The sequence below is a fragment of the Streptomyces sp. NPDC002851 genome (assembly GCF_053591935.1).
Map to the genome: position 1 here is coordinate 168,280 of NZ_JBSFUT010000014.1, position 15,439 is coordinate 183,718.

A 15,439-nucleotide genomic window follows, 5' to 3' on the forward strand; every position below is an offset into this window, starting at 1 on the left:
AGCTACGCGGCCCGGAAGGCAACCTTCACTTCTGCGGGGGAAATCACCCGGTGGATGTCGACAAATCCCCAACATCGCCGGGAGTTCGGGCGTACGCGACGGGGTTCTGGGCGTACGCATGCGAAAGCCCCGGGCGACGCCGCTCTCCGTCGCGCCCGGGGCCCTCGGCCGTAACTACTGCCGTAACTACCGCGCTACTGCGTTCCACCGCTCGTTCCGCCGCTGCCCGAGTCGCCGAACCAGTCGGAGACCGTCGAGAACCAGTCGGTGAGCTGCTCCCAGTAGCCCTTGGTGGTGCCGATCCAGTCCTGGAGCGGGCTCAGCTCCCAGATCAGCCACCCCGCTACAAAGAGGATGACGACGGTGAACAGGCACCCCTTGAGGCAGCCGAGGCCCGGGATGCGCATCGGGTTGGCGCTGCGCCGCGGCTCGCGCGGCGGCCGGGGCTCCCGGCGCGGCGGCTGCTGCGGCGGCGCGTAGCGCTGGGGCTGCGGCTGCTGCGGGGCGGGGGCGTACCGCTGCGGCTGCTGGTGCTGCGGCGGGTAGCCGTGGGCCTGCTGCGGGGCGGGCCCGGGTGCCGGGGCCCGGCGCTGCGGGCGGCGGCGCAGCGGGTCCTGGTCGGGGTGGAGGTGCTGGATCTGCGTCTGCTCATTGCGGTCCCGGGCCGCGCGCAGCTGGTTCTCCCAGGGGTGCGGGCCCTCCGGCTCGGGCGGGGTGTCGGGCCGGGGCGGGACGGGCGGCATGACGGCGGTGGGGTCGGCGACACCGGCCGCACCGGCACCTGCGCCCGCGCCCGTGTGCGGCATCACATTGGTGGCGGCATTTGGGTCGTGCTGGCCGTACGCGCCGCCCTGGCCGTACGCGCCCGCGGTGTTCGGCAGCGCCTGCGTCGGGTCGGCCGCGCCCGGGGTCTCGGGGACCGGGGCGGGTGCCGGGTCGGGGACGAGCAGCGCGCCGACGCCCTCGGCGGCCGCGATCTGTGCCGAGGACGCGTGCACGCCGATGCCCTCGGCGACCGTACGCAGGCCGCGGGCGAGGTTCTCGGCGCTGGGTCGGTCGTCGGGGTTCTTACGCAGGCAGCGCTCGATGACCGTCCACAGCGGGTCGGGAACCGTGCTCGGGCGGCGCGGCTCATCGCTGAGGTGGCGGTGCAGGACCTCCAGGGTGGTGCCGCCCGCGAACGGCGGCTGGCCGGTGATCAGCTCGTACAGCAGGATCCCGGCGCCGTAGATGTCGACCGCGGAGGTCTGCGGGCGGCCCTCGGCGGATTCGGGCGCCACATAGGCGGGCGTGCCCACGAACTCCTGGGTACGGGTCAGGCCCGGGGAGTCCGCGAGGCGCGCGATGCCGAAGTCCGTGAGCATCGGGCGCATGCCGCCCTCGTCCTCCTTCAGGAGGACGTTGGCGGGCTTGAGGTCGCGGTGCACGACGCCGTCGGCGTGGCTGGAGGCGAGCGCGTCGGCGATCTGGGCGGTCACGAGGGCGGCCGCGACCGGGGTCAGCGGGCCGTTCTCGCGGATGTACCGGTGCAGGTCGGGGCCCTCGACCAGGTCCATCACCAGGGCGAGCAGATCGCCCTCGACCACCAGGTCACGGGTGCGCACGATGTTCTCGTGCGTCAGCCGCAGCAGGACGGAGCGCTCCCGCAGGAACCGCATCACGACGTCCGCGTCGCTCGCGAGCTCCTCCTTGAGGACCTTGATCGCGACGGTCTCGCCGGGCTGCCCGGCCACCGCGGCCTCGGCGCCCGCGGTCTCGCGCTGGCGGGCTCGCCAGACGGTGCCCGTGGCGCCGCGTCCCAGCGGCTCCTCGAGCAGATACTTGCTGCCTACCGGCCGCACGTCATGCGCTCCCTGTCGATCTGCTGATGCTGTGTGTTTGCGAAGTCACTGCCTACGGACCCGCTGCGGGCCCGCCGCTGCGTGCGGGCCCGTTCTCGACCGTACGGAGAACCAGTACGGAAGCAGGTCTTCCGAACCACTGTAGGCGGACCGCACCGATGTCCGCTGGGAAGACGTGTGGCGAGGACCGTTGGTTGCCGGGCGCGACGAGATCACGGCACGAGATCACAGAACGGGTCGGGGAACAAGACCCTCGAACGAGCCACTCGGCGGACCAGGCCCCGGACGCCTGCCGGACGTCTGCAAAACCCGTCCCAAGCGGCCGCGTACAGGCCCCGGACAGGCATTTTCGGGCGCAGAGCCGACCAATCAAGATCACTTCGAGGTGGGTCCCGGGCGTGTTGTCAGTGGCAGGTGCGAGGATGCTCAGCAGCACGGAGCCATGCCGTGTGCGGTGGGGGGATTCACATGGGCCGTCCCCCTGCCGGGCACCCGCGCAGAAGGGACCGCTGACGGCGATGCAGATCCGGCTGACCGTCCTCGGGCCGCCCAACGGCGGCCGGGCACCGCAGTGCGATGTGCTGGTGACCGCGCCCGCCGGCACGCCACTCGCCGCGGTGACCTCCGGCCTGGCCGCGGCCGTCGGCGGACCGGAAGGCCCGGTCGTGGTGTACGCGGGCCGGGAGCGCGTCGACGGCAAGGGCGCCGCCCCGGGGCTGCTCGGCGAGCCGCCCCTGGTCGACGGCGCCGTGCTCACGCTCCAGTCGCCCGCCGAGCCGGAGCCGTCCGCGGCGGGGGACGCGGCCCGGCTGCACGTCGTGGCGGGCCCGGACGCGGGCGGTGTGCATCTGCTGCACGGCGGCCGGATCAGCATCGGCCGCTCCGCCGAGGCCGACGTTCCGCTCGACGACCCGGACGTCTCCCGGGTGCACTGCGCGATCACGGTCGGCCCGGACGGCCGGGTCACGGTCGCGGACCTGAACTCCACGAACGGCACGACGCTCGACGGTTCCCCCGTCACCGACCAGTCCCTCCGCTTCTCCCCTGGCGCCCTGCTCCGCATCGGCGAGTCCGCACTCCGGCTCGCACTCCCTTCGGACGAGCCGCCGCTGCCGACGGTGGCCGACGGCGAGGGGCAACTCCGCGTTGTCCCCACGGGGGCGGGGGCGGGGGCCGGTGCCGGGATCCCTGGGCCTGTGGGCGGGACGGTTCGTGGGGCGGGGTCGGCCGGGGGGTTCCTTAGTGGGCCTGACGGGCCTGGCGGGCCTGGCGGGCCTGAGTCGGGTGGGCCCGCGCCGGGTGGGGTGCCGTCCGCCGAGGGCAGGGTGCCTCCCGCGAGGCGTGGCGGGTCGTCCGGGATGGCCGGAGGGGCCTTTGCGCCCGACGGCGGGCCGTCGACCGGACCTATGGGAGCGGCGGGACCCGCAGGACCCTCTGGCCCGGCACCGTCCGCTTCCGGTTCAGCGGCGTACGGCGTCACGGATGCGTCGAGCGCGCCCTACGGCTCCACGCCCGCCGCCCCGGACGGCTTCGGGCACGCTCCGTACGACGGTTCCGCGGCCTCGTACGACAACTCCGCAGCTTCTCCGTACGACTCTCCGTACGGCCCGACGGCCACCCCGTACGACGACGGGGACGCCGCACCCCACGAAGCCCCGGCCGGGCCGGGCCGGGCAGCGGAACCACCGCCCCTCTCCGACCCCGACGTTCCCGACGCCCCCGACCGAGCCCTGGCCTGGACCCCCGCGCGCGGGACCACCGTCCCGCGGCAGGTACGGAGGCGCGGTGGCATCGGAGCATGGGCTCGGCGGCTGACCGGTGGCCGGGGCGGAGAGGGGCAGGCGGCGGACGGCGACGCTCCGGTGCCGCGGGTGGCGGCTGCTGAGCCGCCCGTGCCGGAGGTGTGGCCGGATCCGGCCGCGTTGCTGCTCACCGCGCTCGGGCCCGGGCCGCGGCTCTGGGAGCGCGGTCCCGAGCATCCCGAGGCGCTCGCGGTGCGGCTCGGGACGGCCGACCGGAGCAGGCCCGACGGGGCCGGACTGCTGCCCTCCGTGCCCGTGACCGTGGGGCTGCGGGAGGCGGGTGCGCTCGGGCTCGCCGGGCCCCGTGAGCGGCTGCTCGGCCTGGCGCGCGCGGTGCTCGCGCAGCTCGCCGCGTTGCACTCGCCCACGGACCTGGAGATCGTCCTGCTCAGCCTCGACCGGGGCCGCCCGGTCCAGGAGCGCACCGCCGAGTGGTCCTGGCTCGGCTGGCTGCCGCACCTGCGGCCGGGCCACGGTCAGGACTGCCGACTCCTGCTCGCGTACGACCGGGAGCAGGCCGCGGCCCGAACCGGCGAGCTGCTGCGCCGACTTGACGGCTACGACAGCCACGGCAGCTACGACGACCACACGACGAACCTCCGGGGCGGGTACGCCGGGCCGCGCACCGTGGTCGTCGTCGACGGTGACCCCGGGTCGGCCGGGCTGCGCGAGGCGACCGTGCGGCTTGTCGCCCAGGGACCGGGCGCCGGGATCCATCTCGTGTGCCTGGCCGAGACGCCGCCCGCGTCACCGGCCTCCCCCGTGGCGGCCACCTACGAGGCGGCCTGCGTCGCCTCCCCGGCCTTCCGCGCGTGCGGCGCCGTCGCGCTGCTGAGCGGGGACGTGGCGACGGCGCTTCGGCTGCTCCGTACCTCCCAGGGGCAGCCCGTCGGGCACGGCACGGTCGCCGCGGTGGACGCGGTGTCCGCGGCCTGGGCCACCCGGTTCGCCCGGGCCCTCGCCCCGCTGCGCCCGGACGAGCCCGTGGGGACGGGCGGCCGGACCGCGCGCGTGGCGGTGCCGTTGCCGCAAGCGGCGCGGCTCCTCGACGAGTTGGGGCTCGCGCGGGCCACCCCGGCGTCGCTGATGGCGCGCTGGGCGGCGGCCGCGGACGACAAGGACGCGGTGGGCGGACGCGCGCACGCGGTGCTCGGCGCCGGGCCACGCGGCCCGGTGTGCGCGGACCTCGTGGCGGCGGGCCCGCATCTGCTCGCCGAGGGTCCGGCGGGGAGCGGCAAGACGGAGCTGCTGCGGTCGCTAGCCGCTGGGCTCGCGGCGGCCGAGCGGCCGGACCGGCTCGCCTTCATCCTGGTCGACGGGGCGGGGCCGGAGCGCGGCGAGGGGCTGCGGGTCTGTACGGACCTGCCGCACGTCACCGAGCATCTGGCCGCCAACGACCCCGTACGCATGCGGGAGTTCGCGCAGGCGCTCGCGGCCGAGCTGAAGCGGCGGGCCGAGCTGCTCGGGCGGCTCGGGTTCGCGGAGTGGCACACCCAGCGGGAGGTGTCCGGGCGGATGGTGACGCAGCGGACACGGTCCGGGTCCGGGGCGGGGGCCGGGCAACGTCCGTCCGCCTCAGGGCAGTTGCCCGTGCCCGGCCAAGCCGGAGAACCGTCGTCCGGGGACCTGGACTCCCCGTCCAGCTCGACACTCAAGCTCCGCCCCGGAGGCGCGGGCGCAGGCGCGGGCGGAGACGCGCGGCGGCCGGAGCCGGGGGCGCCGCTGCCGCGGCTCGTGGTGGTCGTGGACGACGTGGACGCGCTGGTGGCGCCCGCGCTCGGGGCGCCCGGGCGGCCTTCGGCCGGTTCGGTCGTACGGGCGTTGGAGGCCGTGGCACGGGACGGGGAGCGGCTCGGGGTGCACCTGGTGGCGGCGACGGGGCGGCCGGAGCGTACGGCGGAGACGGAGCTGGCCCGGCGGGCCACGCTGCGGGTGACGCTGGACGCGCCCTCTGCGGCGCCGGAGGATCCCGCGCCGGGGCGGGGGTGGCTGCACTCCGACTCCGCGGATGGCGGGGCGTCGACGCCGTTCCAGGCGGGGCGGGTGACGGGACGTATTCCGCGGACGTCGACGTTGCGGCCGACCGCGGTGCCGTTGGAGTGGGAGCGGATGGGGGACCCGCCCGCCCGCCGTCCCGTAAGGGAGTTGGGGAACGGTCCGACGGACCTTGCCCTGCTGGCGAGTGCCCTGGAGCGGGCGGCGCGGTCGGTGGGGGCTTCGTCGTCCTGAGGTGCGGGGTGCGCGGGTGGGGCGGTGTTTTTCCCCAGCCCCGCCCCTTCCCGGCTGTATCGATATGCGGCTAACGCCGCGTGGGGGGGCTCTGCCCCCCCTGCACCCCCGTATCGCGCTGAACGCGCTCGTCCTCAAACGCCGGACGGGCTGATAAGCAAGCAAGCCGCCCCCTGACTCCACGTCACGACGCGGTCACGATCGCGCACTTGACTTCCAACTCGCCCTTGCCGCCCTCAACCCACCAGGCGTAGACCTGTCCGCACCGACAGCGCACCGCACAAGCGCGCACGTGAGAGACGGGGCAGAGATGCGCAGAATTCGCAGAACTCGCAGCACTCGCAGCACTCTTCTTACACGCACCGCAGGAGCCACCCGCACCACCCGCACCGCACTGGCCCTCCTGGCCGCCACTGCCTTGGCCCTCACCGGCTGCGGCGGCGGCAGCGACGGCGACAAGGGTGACGGCGAAGGAAAGGGCACGGCCGACAAGCCGAGCAAGCCCACCGTTCAACTCCCCAAGCTGGACGGCCAGAAGATCTCCGTGGCCGCCGTCTGGGGCGGCGCGGAGCGCAAGGTCTTCCTTCAGGTGCTCGACGAGTTCGAGAAGCGCACCGGCGCCGAGGTCGCCTTCGTACCGGCCCAGGACCCGATCATCGGCTTCCTGGAGTCCAAGGTGGCCGGAAACGAGCCCCCGGACGTCGCGATGCTCCCGCAGATCGCCGCCATCGAGCAGGCCGTGACCAATAAGTGGGCCAAGCCGGTCGGACCCGAGGCCCAGAAGCAGCTCGAGAAGAACTACGGCGAGGGGTGGCGGGAGCTCGGGGCGGTCGACGGCAAGCAGTACGGGGTCTACTTCAAGGCCGCCAACAAGTCGCTCGTCTGGTACAACACCGCGGTCATGAAGAACGCCGGTGGCCAGGAACCCAAGACGTGGGAGGAGTTCCTCCGGACCGGCCAGGCGATCTACGACTCCGGTATCCCGCCGGTCTCCGTCGCGGGCGCCGAAGGGTGGACCCTCACCGACTGGTTCGAGAACGTCTATCTCTCGCAGGCCGGGCCGGAGAAGTACGACCAACTCGCGCAGCACAAAATCAAGTGGACCGATCCGTCCGTGAAGCAGGCCCTCACCACCCTTGGTGAGCTCTTCGGCAAGAAGGGCTTTGTCGCCGGTGGCGCGGAGGGTGCGCTCGGTACCGAGTTCCCCGAGTCCGTGAAGCAGACCTTCGTCGGCGGTGACCAGCCGAAGGCCGGGATGGTGTTCGAGGGCGACATGGTCTCGCTCGCCATCTCGGAGACCGAGGCCGAGATCGGCAAGGACGCCAAGGTGTTCCCGTTCCCGGCGGTCGGCGACGGCGCCGAGCCGCCCGCCGTGGTCGGCGGTGACGCCGCCGTCGCCCTGAAGGACAGCAAGGGCGCCCAAGCCCTGCTCACCTTCCTCGCGTCCCCGGACGCGGCCGCGATCTGGGCCGGGGCCGGTGGCTTCGTCTCGCCCAACAAGAACCTGGATCTGGCGGCCTACCCGAATGACGTACAGCGCGATATCGCCAAGGCCCTGATCGCCGCGGGCGACGACATCCGCTACGACATGTCCGACCAGACCCCGCAGGCGTTCGGCGGCACCCCCGGCAAGGGCCTGTGGAAGGCGCTTCAGGACTTCCTGAAGAACCCCAAGGACGTGGCGGGTACGCAGCGGACGCTGGAGGCGGCCGCGGCCAAGGCGTACGAGAAGGGCTGACGCGGTGACGTCGGCCACGGCCGGGGACGGGGTCCCGTCCCCGTCCCCGGCCCCGCGCACGCGCAAGAGCGTCACCGGCACCCGCAAGCGCATGGCAGTGGCCTTTCTGCTGCCCGCGCTCGTGCTGCTCGGGGCGCTCGTGGTCTACCCGATCGGGTACTCGATCCAGCGGTCGTTCTTCGACAAGTCCGGGGACTTCGCTGGGCTCGGCAATTACGTCGAGCTGTTCACCGACCGCACCATCCTGACCGCGATCAAGAACAACGCGCTCTGGGTGGTCATCGCACCCACCATCGCCACCGCCCTCGGTCTGATCTTCGCGGTGCTCACCGAACGGGTGCGCTGGGGCACGGCGTTCAAGCTGCTCGTCTTCATGCCGATGGCGATCTCCATGCTGGCCGCGGGCATCATCTTCCGGCTCGTGTACGAGCAGGACCCGGACCGGGGCGCACTCAACGCTGTCTGGGTCGGGGTGCACGACACGTTCGCCGAGTCGTCCGCCTTCCCGAAGGCGCATCCGGGCATGGAGTCGCCCCTGAAACCCGGTGGTGGCGGCAGCTTCATCACCAAGACCCCGGTGTCCGCGGGCGAACCCGTAGCGCTGCCGCTGCTCGGCGTCGCCAAGGAGAAGATGCCGGACGACGCCGCGCCCGCCGCCCCCGCGCGGCCCGAGCCCGGCAAGGTCACCGGCACGACCTGGCAGGACTTCACGCTCGGCAAGGGCGTCGGCAAGCGCAACGCGCCCGACGGGACCGAGCTCGGCTACCCGGGCCTCACCATCGAGGCCGTCAAGAACGGCAAGGTCGTCGAGTCCACGAAGGCCGCCGCCGACGGCACCTTCAGCCTCTCCGCGAAGGCCGACGGGGCCCAACTCCGGCTGCCCGCCGACAACTTCAGAGAGCCGTACAACGGGGTCGACTGGCTCGGCCCGGACAAGGCGATCCCGTTCATCGGCCTCAACTTCGTCACCCTGTCGGTGATCCTGAGCTACGTCTGGATGTGGGCGGGCTTCGCCATGGTCCTGATCGCGGCCGGGCTCGCGAGCATCCCGCGCGAACTCCTGGAGGCGGCGCGGGTCGACGGGGCCAATGAGTGGCAGGTGTTCCGGCGGGTGACGGTGCCGCTGCTCGCGCCCGTGCTCGCGGTCGTCATGGTCACCCTGATGATCAATGTCCTGAAGATCTTCGATCTGGTCTTCATCATCGCGCCGGGTGACGTCCGCGACGACGCCAATGTGCTCGCGCTCCAGCTCTACAACTCATTCGTGGACCGCGACTCGGGCGTGGCCAGCGCCATCGCCGTACTGCTCTTCCTGCTCGTCATCCCGGTGATGCTGTTCAACGTGCGCCGCCTGCGCAGGGAGGTACGCCGATGACCACAGCGTCGAACAAATCCGTGGCCAAGAACGAATCCGTGGCCACGAGGGAAAACGTGGCCAAGCAGTCCCTCGGCTCCCGGATCGCGGGGGCGGTCAGCGGCGGTGCGCTGCGGGTGTTCCTGCTGGTCGTCGGCCTGGTCTGGCTGGTGCCGACGATCGGTCTCGCGCTCTCCTCGCTGCGCGCGCCCGCGGACATCAGCGCGAGCGGCTGGTGGCAGATCTTCACCGTCCCGTCCCAGCTCACCTTCGAGAACTACAGCAGCCTGCTCCAGGACGAGACGATCACCAACTCGCTGCTCTCCACCGTGACGATCACCGTCCCGGCGACGGTCCTGGTCGTGGTGATCGGCTCGCTCGCGGGGTACGCCTTCGCGTGGATGGAGTTCCCGGGGCGGGACTGGTGGTTCCTGGCGGTCGTGGGGCTGCTCGTGGTGCCGGTGCAGGTGGCGCTGCTTCCCGTGTCCAAGCTGTTCGGCACGCTCGGGATCTTCGAGACGACGCTCGGCGTGGTCCTCTTCCATGTCGCCTTCGGCCTGCCGTTCGCGATCTTTCTCCTGCGCAATTTCTTCGCGGAGATCCCGCGGGAACTCCTGGAGGCGGCCCGGCTCGACGGGGCGGGTGAACTCCGGCTGTTCTTCCGGGTGGTGATGCCGCTCGGCGGGCCCGCGATCGCCTCGCTCGGGATCTTCCAGTTCCTGTGGGTGTGGAACGACATGCTGGTGGCGTTGATCTTCGCGGACTCCAAGAATCCGCCGATCACGGTCGCGCTCCAGCAGCAGGTCAGGCACTTCGGCGACAACGTGGCGATTCTCGCGCCCGGGGCGTTCATCTCGATGGTGATTCCGCTCGCGGTGTTCTTCGCGTTCCAGCGTCAGTTCGTGTCCGGGGTCATGGCGGGCGCCGTCAAATAGGCCACCGAAGAGGCAACGAACAGGCAACGTGATCTAGGACACACCCCCGAATTCACGGTCCGGGAGGGGTTCTCGTTCCCTCCCGGTCACCGTGAAGACACCTGGCGCCCCTAGTCAGGCCTGATGGCCTCGGGCCTACGACGCACCTGACTGCCCAGACGTACGCACCTGACAACAGGAGCACCATGAGCACCACATCAGGCACGCAGGCACTGCCGCGCCCCACGCGGCTCTCCGATGTGAAGGGCTGGTTCTTCCCCGCCGACCAGCTGCTCTTCGACTGGTTCCTGGCCAGACAGCTGGACCGGGACGACCACGGCGACCTGCTCGAACTGGGCGCTTACCTCGGCAAGAGCGCCATCTTCATGGGCTCCTATCTGCGCGACGGCGAGACCTTCACGGTCTGCGACCTCTTCGACTCCCCGGCCCCCGACGACCCCAACTCGAAGGAGATGAACCGCTCCTACTCGACCCTGACCCGCCGCGCCTTCGAGGCCAACTACCGTGCGTTCCACGACGAGTTGCCGGTCATCCTGCAGGCCCCGTCCTCGGTGGTGGCCGACGAGGTCAAGGCCGGCAGCTGCCGTTTCGCGCACATCGACGCCTCGCACCTGTACGAGCACGTGCACGGCGACATCCTGGCGGTACGGGACATCCTCGGCCCGGACGGCATCGTCGTCCTCGACGACTTCCGCGCCGAGCACTGCCCCGGCGTCGCCGCCGCCACCTGGGGCGCGGTCGCCACCACCGGCCTGAAGCCGCTGTGCATCACGGCCACGAAGTTCTACGGGACGTGGGGCGCGTACGACGAACTGCACGCGGAGCTGCGCACGATGCTCCGGACCCGCCGCGACCTGTGGCACGGCGTCGAGGAGGTCGCGGGCCACCCGCTGATCCGCATCGACGGCAAGAAGGCGAAGGCCCCGGCCCAGCCCCGCTCCCGCCACGCCGGGGAGCCCACCGAGGAAGCCACCGGCGAACCGGCCTCCGCGGTACCGAATCAGCCGACCCGCCCCGGCCAGGCGGCCCGCGGACTGGCCCGCCTGACCCGCACCCTTAAGGGCCGCCGCTGACGCCCACCCAGCGCGCGCAGAGGGCGCCCTCCCCCCAGCGAGCGGGGACGGGCGCCCTCGGCCTTCCGGCCCGGCTTACAGATCCGCGACCGCGAGCCCGTACATCGCCACCCAAGCGAGCCCGATCACGGCGAGCGGCCGGTCCTTGAGTACGACGTCCTCGGGGGCGCCCGCGGCCCCACGGTCGGCGAAGACCGCGTACCGCAGGATCGTCAGGATGAAGGCCACCATCGACAGCTGCCGCCACGGCAGCAGACCCGTCCCGGTAACGCCGCCGGACTCCATCGCCCACAGGCAGTACGCGAGCACCGCGACGCCCGCCGCGAGCTGCCAGACGAACCGCAGATAGCCGGTGGTGTACTCGGTGAGCAGCGCCCGCGTCGCGCCCCGCGCCGCGCCCGCCGTGCCCGCCATCTGGACGGCCTCGGAGTACCGCTTGGCGGCGACCATGAACAGGGCGCCGAAGCCCGTGGTGATCAGGAACCAGCGGGACAGCGGGATATCGAGGGCGACGCCGCCGATCATCGCGCGCATCAGGAAGCCCGTGGTCACCACGGTCAGGTCGACCACGAGGACGTGCTTGAGGCTGACGCAGTACGCCAGTTGCATGCCGACGTAGAGCGCGAGCAGCGCCGAGGTCATCGGGTTGCAGAGGAACGCGGCGGCCGTCGGGGCGGCCACGGCGAGCAGCCCGCCGACCGCGTACGCGAGCGGCACCGGCACCTGGCCCGCGGCGATCGGCCGGTTCCGCTTCTGCGGGTGGGCGCGGTCGGCCGCCACGTCCCGGGCGTCGTTGATCAGGTAGACGGCCGCCGCGGCGGCCGTGAACAGGGCGAAGACCAGGGCGAGTTGGACCACGGCGTGCCGCGTGAAGAGTTCCCCGGCGGCCGCGGGCGCGGCGACCACGAGCACGTTCTTGATCCACTGGCGGGGCCGGGCGGTCTTCAGGAGCCCGAGCGGCAGGCTCACCGCTCCGGGGCGGCGGGCAGCCTCGGCAGCCGCCCCGGACCCGCCCCCGCCCTGGCCCTCCTGATCGAGTACCGGTACCGACGTGGTGAATCGCTCAGCCATCCCGACCACCCCGCCCCGGCCCCCGCACGGGCCGTGCCGCCGCCGCCATCCAGCGCGCCCCCGCCCGCGCCGTAAGCGCCCCGAGGGCCGCGCCCGCCGCGACATCCGTCGGGTAGTGCACGCCGACCACGAGCCGGGACAGGCACATCGCGGCGGCGAGCGGCGGTACGAGGCGGGCGCCCGGCGCGGGCCGCAGCGCGCCGTAGGCGACGGCGGCGGCGGCCGCCGAGCTGGCGTGCGAGCTGGGGAAGGAGTGCCGCCCCGCGGTGCGTACCAGCGGTTCGGCGTCCGGGCGCGGGCGGCGCACCACGCGCTTGACGCCCATGCTGGTCAGATGGGCCGCCGCGGTCAGGGCCGTGCCGCGCAGCCAGGCGCCGCGCCGCTCCCGGTCCACGGCCGCGCCGGTGAGCCCGGCGGCGAGCCAGAGCGCGCCGTGCTCGCCCGCGAAGGACAGGGCGCGGGCGGTGGCGGCCACGCCCGGCTCTGCGCCCAGGCGGCGCAGCGCCGTGAGGAGTCTGCGGTCCACGTTCGGCTTCTGATCCATGCTCGGCACCGTATTTGCCCCGAGAATCACCTTTTAGGACTGACTGGTTCGCAGATGGGTGATTTACACATAGTTGAGCCGATATCGTCATGCCATGTCTGCTCAAACGGTTTCCGTCACCGGTTGGGGCCGCACCGCCCCCACCACCGCCCGTGTGGTGCGCCCGTGTTCGTACGAGGAGGCGGTCACCGCCGTCCGCGAATGTGCCGCCGCAGGGCGCAGGGGCGGCATCGCACGTGGCCTGGGCCGGGCGTACGGGGACGCGGCGCAGAACGCGGGCGGCGCCGTCCTCGACATGACCGGCCTCGACCGGGTGCACGCCATCGACGCCGACGTGGGCACGGTCGTCTGCGACGCGGGCGTGAGCCTGCACCGCCTGATCGAAGTCCTGCTTCCGCTCGGCTGGTTCGTGCCCGTGACCCCCGGCACCCGCTATGTCACGGTCGGCGGCGCGATCGGCGCCGACATCCACGGCAAGAACCACCACGTCTCGGGCGCGTTCTCGCGCCACGTGGCGTCGTTCGAGCTGCTCACGGCCGACGGCATGGTGCGCACCGTACGGCGCGGCGAGCCGCTGTTCGACGCGACGGCCGGAGGGATGGGCCTGACCGGGGTCATCCTCGCGGCCACCGTCGAACTGCTTCCGGTCGAGACGTCCCTGATGTCCGTCGACACCGAACGCGCCGCCGACCTCGACGCCCTGATGGACCGTCTGACCACCACCGACCACAAGTACCGCTACTCGGTCGCCTGGATCGACCTGCTCGCCCGCGGCTCCGCGCTCGGCCGCTCGGTGCTCACCCGCGGCGACCACGCCCCGCTCGACCGGCTGCCCGCCAAGGCCCGCCGCGCCCCGCTCGCCTTCCGCCCCGGAAGCCTCCCGGCCGCCCCGTCGTTCCTGCCCTCCGGCCTGCTCGGCCGCCGCTCGGTCGGCCTCTTCAACGAGCTCTGGTACCGCAAGGCGCCCCGCACCCCGCGCACCGGCGAACTCCAAAAGATCTCCACCTTCTTCCACCCCCTGGACGGCGTCCCGCACTGGAACCGGATCTACGGACCGTCCGGTTTCGTGCAGTACCAATGCGTCGTCGGATACGGCCACGAAGACACCCTGCGCCGCATCGTGCAGCGCCTCTCCGCGCACCGCTGCCCCTCGTTCCTCGCCGTGCTCAAGCGGTTCGGCCTCGCCGACCCCGGCTGGCTCTCCTTCCCGGTCCCCGGCTGGACCCTCGCCCTCGACATCCCCGCCGACCTGCCCGGACTCGGCCCGCTGCTCGACCGGCTCGACGACGACGTGGCCGAGGCCGGGGGCCGTGTCTACCTCGCGAAGGACTCGCGGGTGCGGCCGGAGCAATTGGAGCGGATGTATCCGCGGCTCGCGGACTTCCGCGCGCTCCGCGCCGACCTCGACCCCGCCAGGGTGTTTACGTCGGACCTGGCTCGGCGGCTTGGCCTGTAGGGCGTGCCTGCGGCGGGCTTTCTTCCCCAGCCCCGCCCCTTCCCGGCTGTGTCGATATGCGGCTGACGCCGCGTGGGGGGCTCCGCCCCAGACCCCGTATCGCGCTGAACGCGCTCGTCCGCAAACGCCGGACGGGCTGAATACGAGACCCCAGGAGTTGCTGTCATGAAAGACGCCTTCGGCACCCCCCAGTCCCTGCTCGTCCTCGGTGGCTCCTCCGAGATCGCTCTCGCCACCGCACGTCGCCTGGTCGGCCGCCGCACCCGCACCGTCTGGCTCGCCGGGCGCCCCTCGCCCGCCCTGGAAGCGGCCGCGCGGCAGCTCCGCGACATGGGCGCCGACGCCCGCACCGTCGCCTTCGACGCCCTCGATCCCGAGTCCCACGAGGACGCCCTCGGCAAGGTCTTCGCGGAGGGCGACATCGACATGGTGCTACTGGCGTTCGGCATCCTCGGCGACCAGGAGCGCGACGAGACCGACCCGCTCGCCGCCGTCCGGGTCGCCCGCACCAACTACACCGGCGCCGTCTCCGCCGCCCTGATCTGCGCCAACGCCCTGAAGCGGCAGGGCCACGGCTCCCTCGTCGTGCTCTCCTCGGTCGCCGGGGAGCGGGCCCGCCGCGCCAACTTCATCTACGGCTCGAGCAAGGCCGGGCTCGACGCGTTCACTCAAGGCCTCGGTGACGCGTTGCACGGCAGCGGCGTGCACGTGATGGTCGTACGCCCCGGCTTCGTCCGCACCCGCATGACCACCGGCCTGAAGGAGGCCCCGCTCGCCACCACGCCCGACGCGGTAGCCGCCGCCATCGAGACCGGCCTGCGCCGCCGCTCCGAAACGATCTGGGTCCCCGGCGCCCTCCGCCCCGTGATGGCTGCGCTGCGCCACCTGCCGCGCCCGGTCTTCCGCAAGCTCCCCGTATGAGCCGTACGGGCCGCATGAGCGTCACGCGCGCCGAGGTCATCGGCTTCGCGCTCGCGGGCGTGTGCGCGTACGCCGCCGACCTGGCGTTGTTCGTGTGGCTGCGCGGCCCGGCGGGCTGGGATCCGCTCTCCGCCAAGGCGGCCGGTTTCGTCGCGGGCTGCACGGTCGCGTACGTCGGCAACGCGCTCGGAACGTACCGCGGCCGGGACACGGAGGGTGTGTCCCGGCTGCGGCAGTACGCCGTCTTCTTCACGGTCAACATCGCGGGCGCCCTCGTCCAGCTCCTCTGCCTGGCCCTCTCGCACTACGTCCTGGGCCTCACGTCCCAGCGCGCCGACACGATCTCCGGTGCGGGCGTGGGCATGGTCCTCGCGACGCTGGTGCGTTTCTGGGGTACGCGAACGCTGGTGTTCAGCCCCGCGTCGCGTACGACAGGAACGCCGTCCAGGAACGAGGGCTGACGAAACCGACTGTT

11 protein-coding genes are annotated in these 15,439 nt (G+C 72.6%); 8 read left to right on the plus strand and 3 right to left on the minus strand.

Annotated features, from left to right (window positions below; all coding sequences use genetic code 11):
- Positions 1 to 194 precede the first annotated feature (194 nt).
- Positions 195 to 1,841 carry a serine/threonine-protein kinase gene (locus tag ACWD10_RS17405; protein WP_451091709.1) on the minus strand — a complete coding sequence of 549 codons (1,647 nt, stop codon included), beginning with the start codon at positions 1,839 to 1,841 and terminating at the stop codon, positions 195 to 197.
- A gap of 518 nt (positions 1,842 to 2,359) precedes the next feature.
- Between ACWD10_RS17405 and ACWD10_RS17410 the strand changes: the two genes are divergently transcribed.
- From ACWD10_RS17410 to ACWD10_RS17430, 5 genes are all read left to right on the plus strand, one after another.
- Entirely contained in the window at positions 2,360 to 5,872 is a 3,513-nt protein-coding gene (locus tag ACWD10_RS17410) for an FtsK/SpoIIIE domain-containing protein (protein ID WP_451091711.1), read from the plus strand.
- A 310-nt stretch (positions 5,873 to 6,182) separates the two neighbouring features.
- Positions 6,183 to 7,610 (plus strand): ABC transporter substrate-binding protein, encoded by a 1,428-nt coding sequence (locus ACWD10_RS17415; RefSeq protein ID WP_451091713.1) that lies wholly within the window; start codon positions 6,183 to 6,185, stop codon positions 7,608 to 7,610.
- Positions 7,611 to 7,614: 4 nt separating this feature from the next.
- Positions 7,615 to 8,985, plus strand: a complete 1,371-nt coding sequence (locus ACWD10_RS17420; RefSeq protein ID WP_451091715.1) for a carbohydrate ABC transporter permease — start codon at positions 7,615 to 7,617, stop codon at positions 8,983 to 8,985.
- Entirely contained in the window at positions 8,982 to 9,899 is a 918-nt protein-coding gene (locus ACWD10_RS17425) for a carbohydrate ABC transporter permease (protein ID WP_451091717.1), read from the plus strand. Before ACWD10_RS17420 ends, ACWD10_RS17425 begins: the two co-directional genes overlap by 4 nt.
- Before the next feature lie 185 nt (positions 9,900 to 10,084).
- On the plus strand, positions 10,085 to 10,972 hold the full coding sequence (locus ACWD10_RS17430) for a class I SAM-dependent methyltransferase (protein ID WP_451091719.1): 888 nt from the start codon (positions 10,085 to 10,087) through the stop codon (positions 10,970 to 10,972).
- Between the two features lie 75 nt (positions 10,973 to 11,047).
- On the opposite strand, the gene ACWD10_RS17435 is transcribed toward ACWD10_RS17430, so the two are convergent.
- Together ACWD10_RS17435 and ACWD10_RS17440 are read right to left on the minus strand one after the other, a co-directional pair.
- Entirely contained in the window at positions 11,048 to 12,043 is a 996-nt protein-coding gene (locus ACWD10_RS17435; protein WP_451091721.1) for a decaprenyl-phosphate phosphoribosyltransferase, read from the minus strand.
- Entirely contained in the window at positions 12,036 to 12,587 is a 552-nt protein-coding gene (locus ACWD10_RS17440; protein ID WP_451091723.1) for a phosphatase PAP2 family protein, read from the minus strand. The genes ACWD10_RS17435 and ACWD10_RS17440 overlap by 8 nt, the downstream gene beginning before the upstream one ends.
- A 94-nt stretch (positions 12,588 to 12,681) precedes the next feature.
- Between ACWD10_RS17440 and ACWD10_RS17445 the strand changes: the two genes are divergently transcribed.
- The 3 genes from ACWD10_RS17445 (at position 12,682) to ACWD10_RS17455 (ending at position 15,425) form a co-directional block, all read left to right on the plus strand.
- Positions 12,682 to 14,043 carry an FAD-binding protein gene (locus ACWD10_RS17445; protein ID WP_451091725.1) on the plus strand — a complete coding sequence of 454 codons (1,362 nt, stop codon included), beginning with the start codon at positions 12,682 to 12,684 and terminating at the stop codon, positions 14,041 to 14,043.
- A 165-nt stretch (positions 14,044 to 14,208) separates the two neighbouring features.
- A complete protein-coding gene (locus ACWD10_RS17450; RefSeq protein WP_451091727.1) occupies positions 14,209 to 14,964 on the plus strand; it encodes a decaprenylphospho-beta-D-erythro-pentofuranosid-2-ulose 2-reductase in 756 nt (251 codons plus the stop codon).
- Positions 14,961 to 15,425 (plus strand): GtrA family protein, encoded by a 465-nt coding sequence (locus ACWD10_RS17455; protein ID WP_451091729.1) that lies wholly within the window; start codon positions 14,961 to 14,963, stop codon positions 15,423 to 15,425. The genes ACWD10_RS17450 and ACWD10_RS17455 overlap by 4 nt, the downstream gene beginning before the upstream one ends.
- Positions 15,426 to 15,439: the final 14 nt, after the last annotated feature.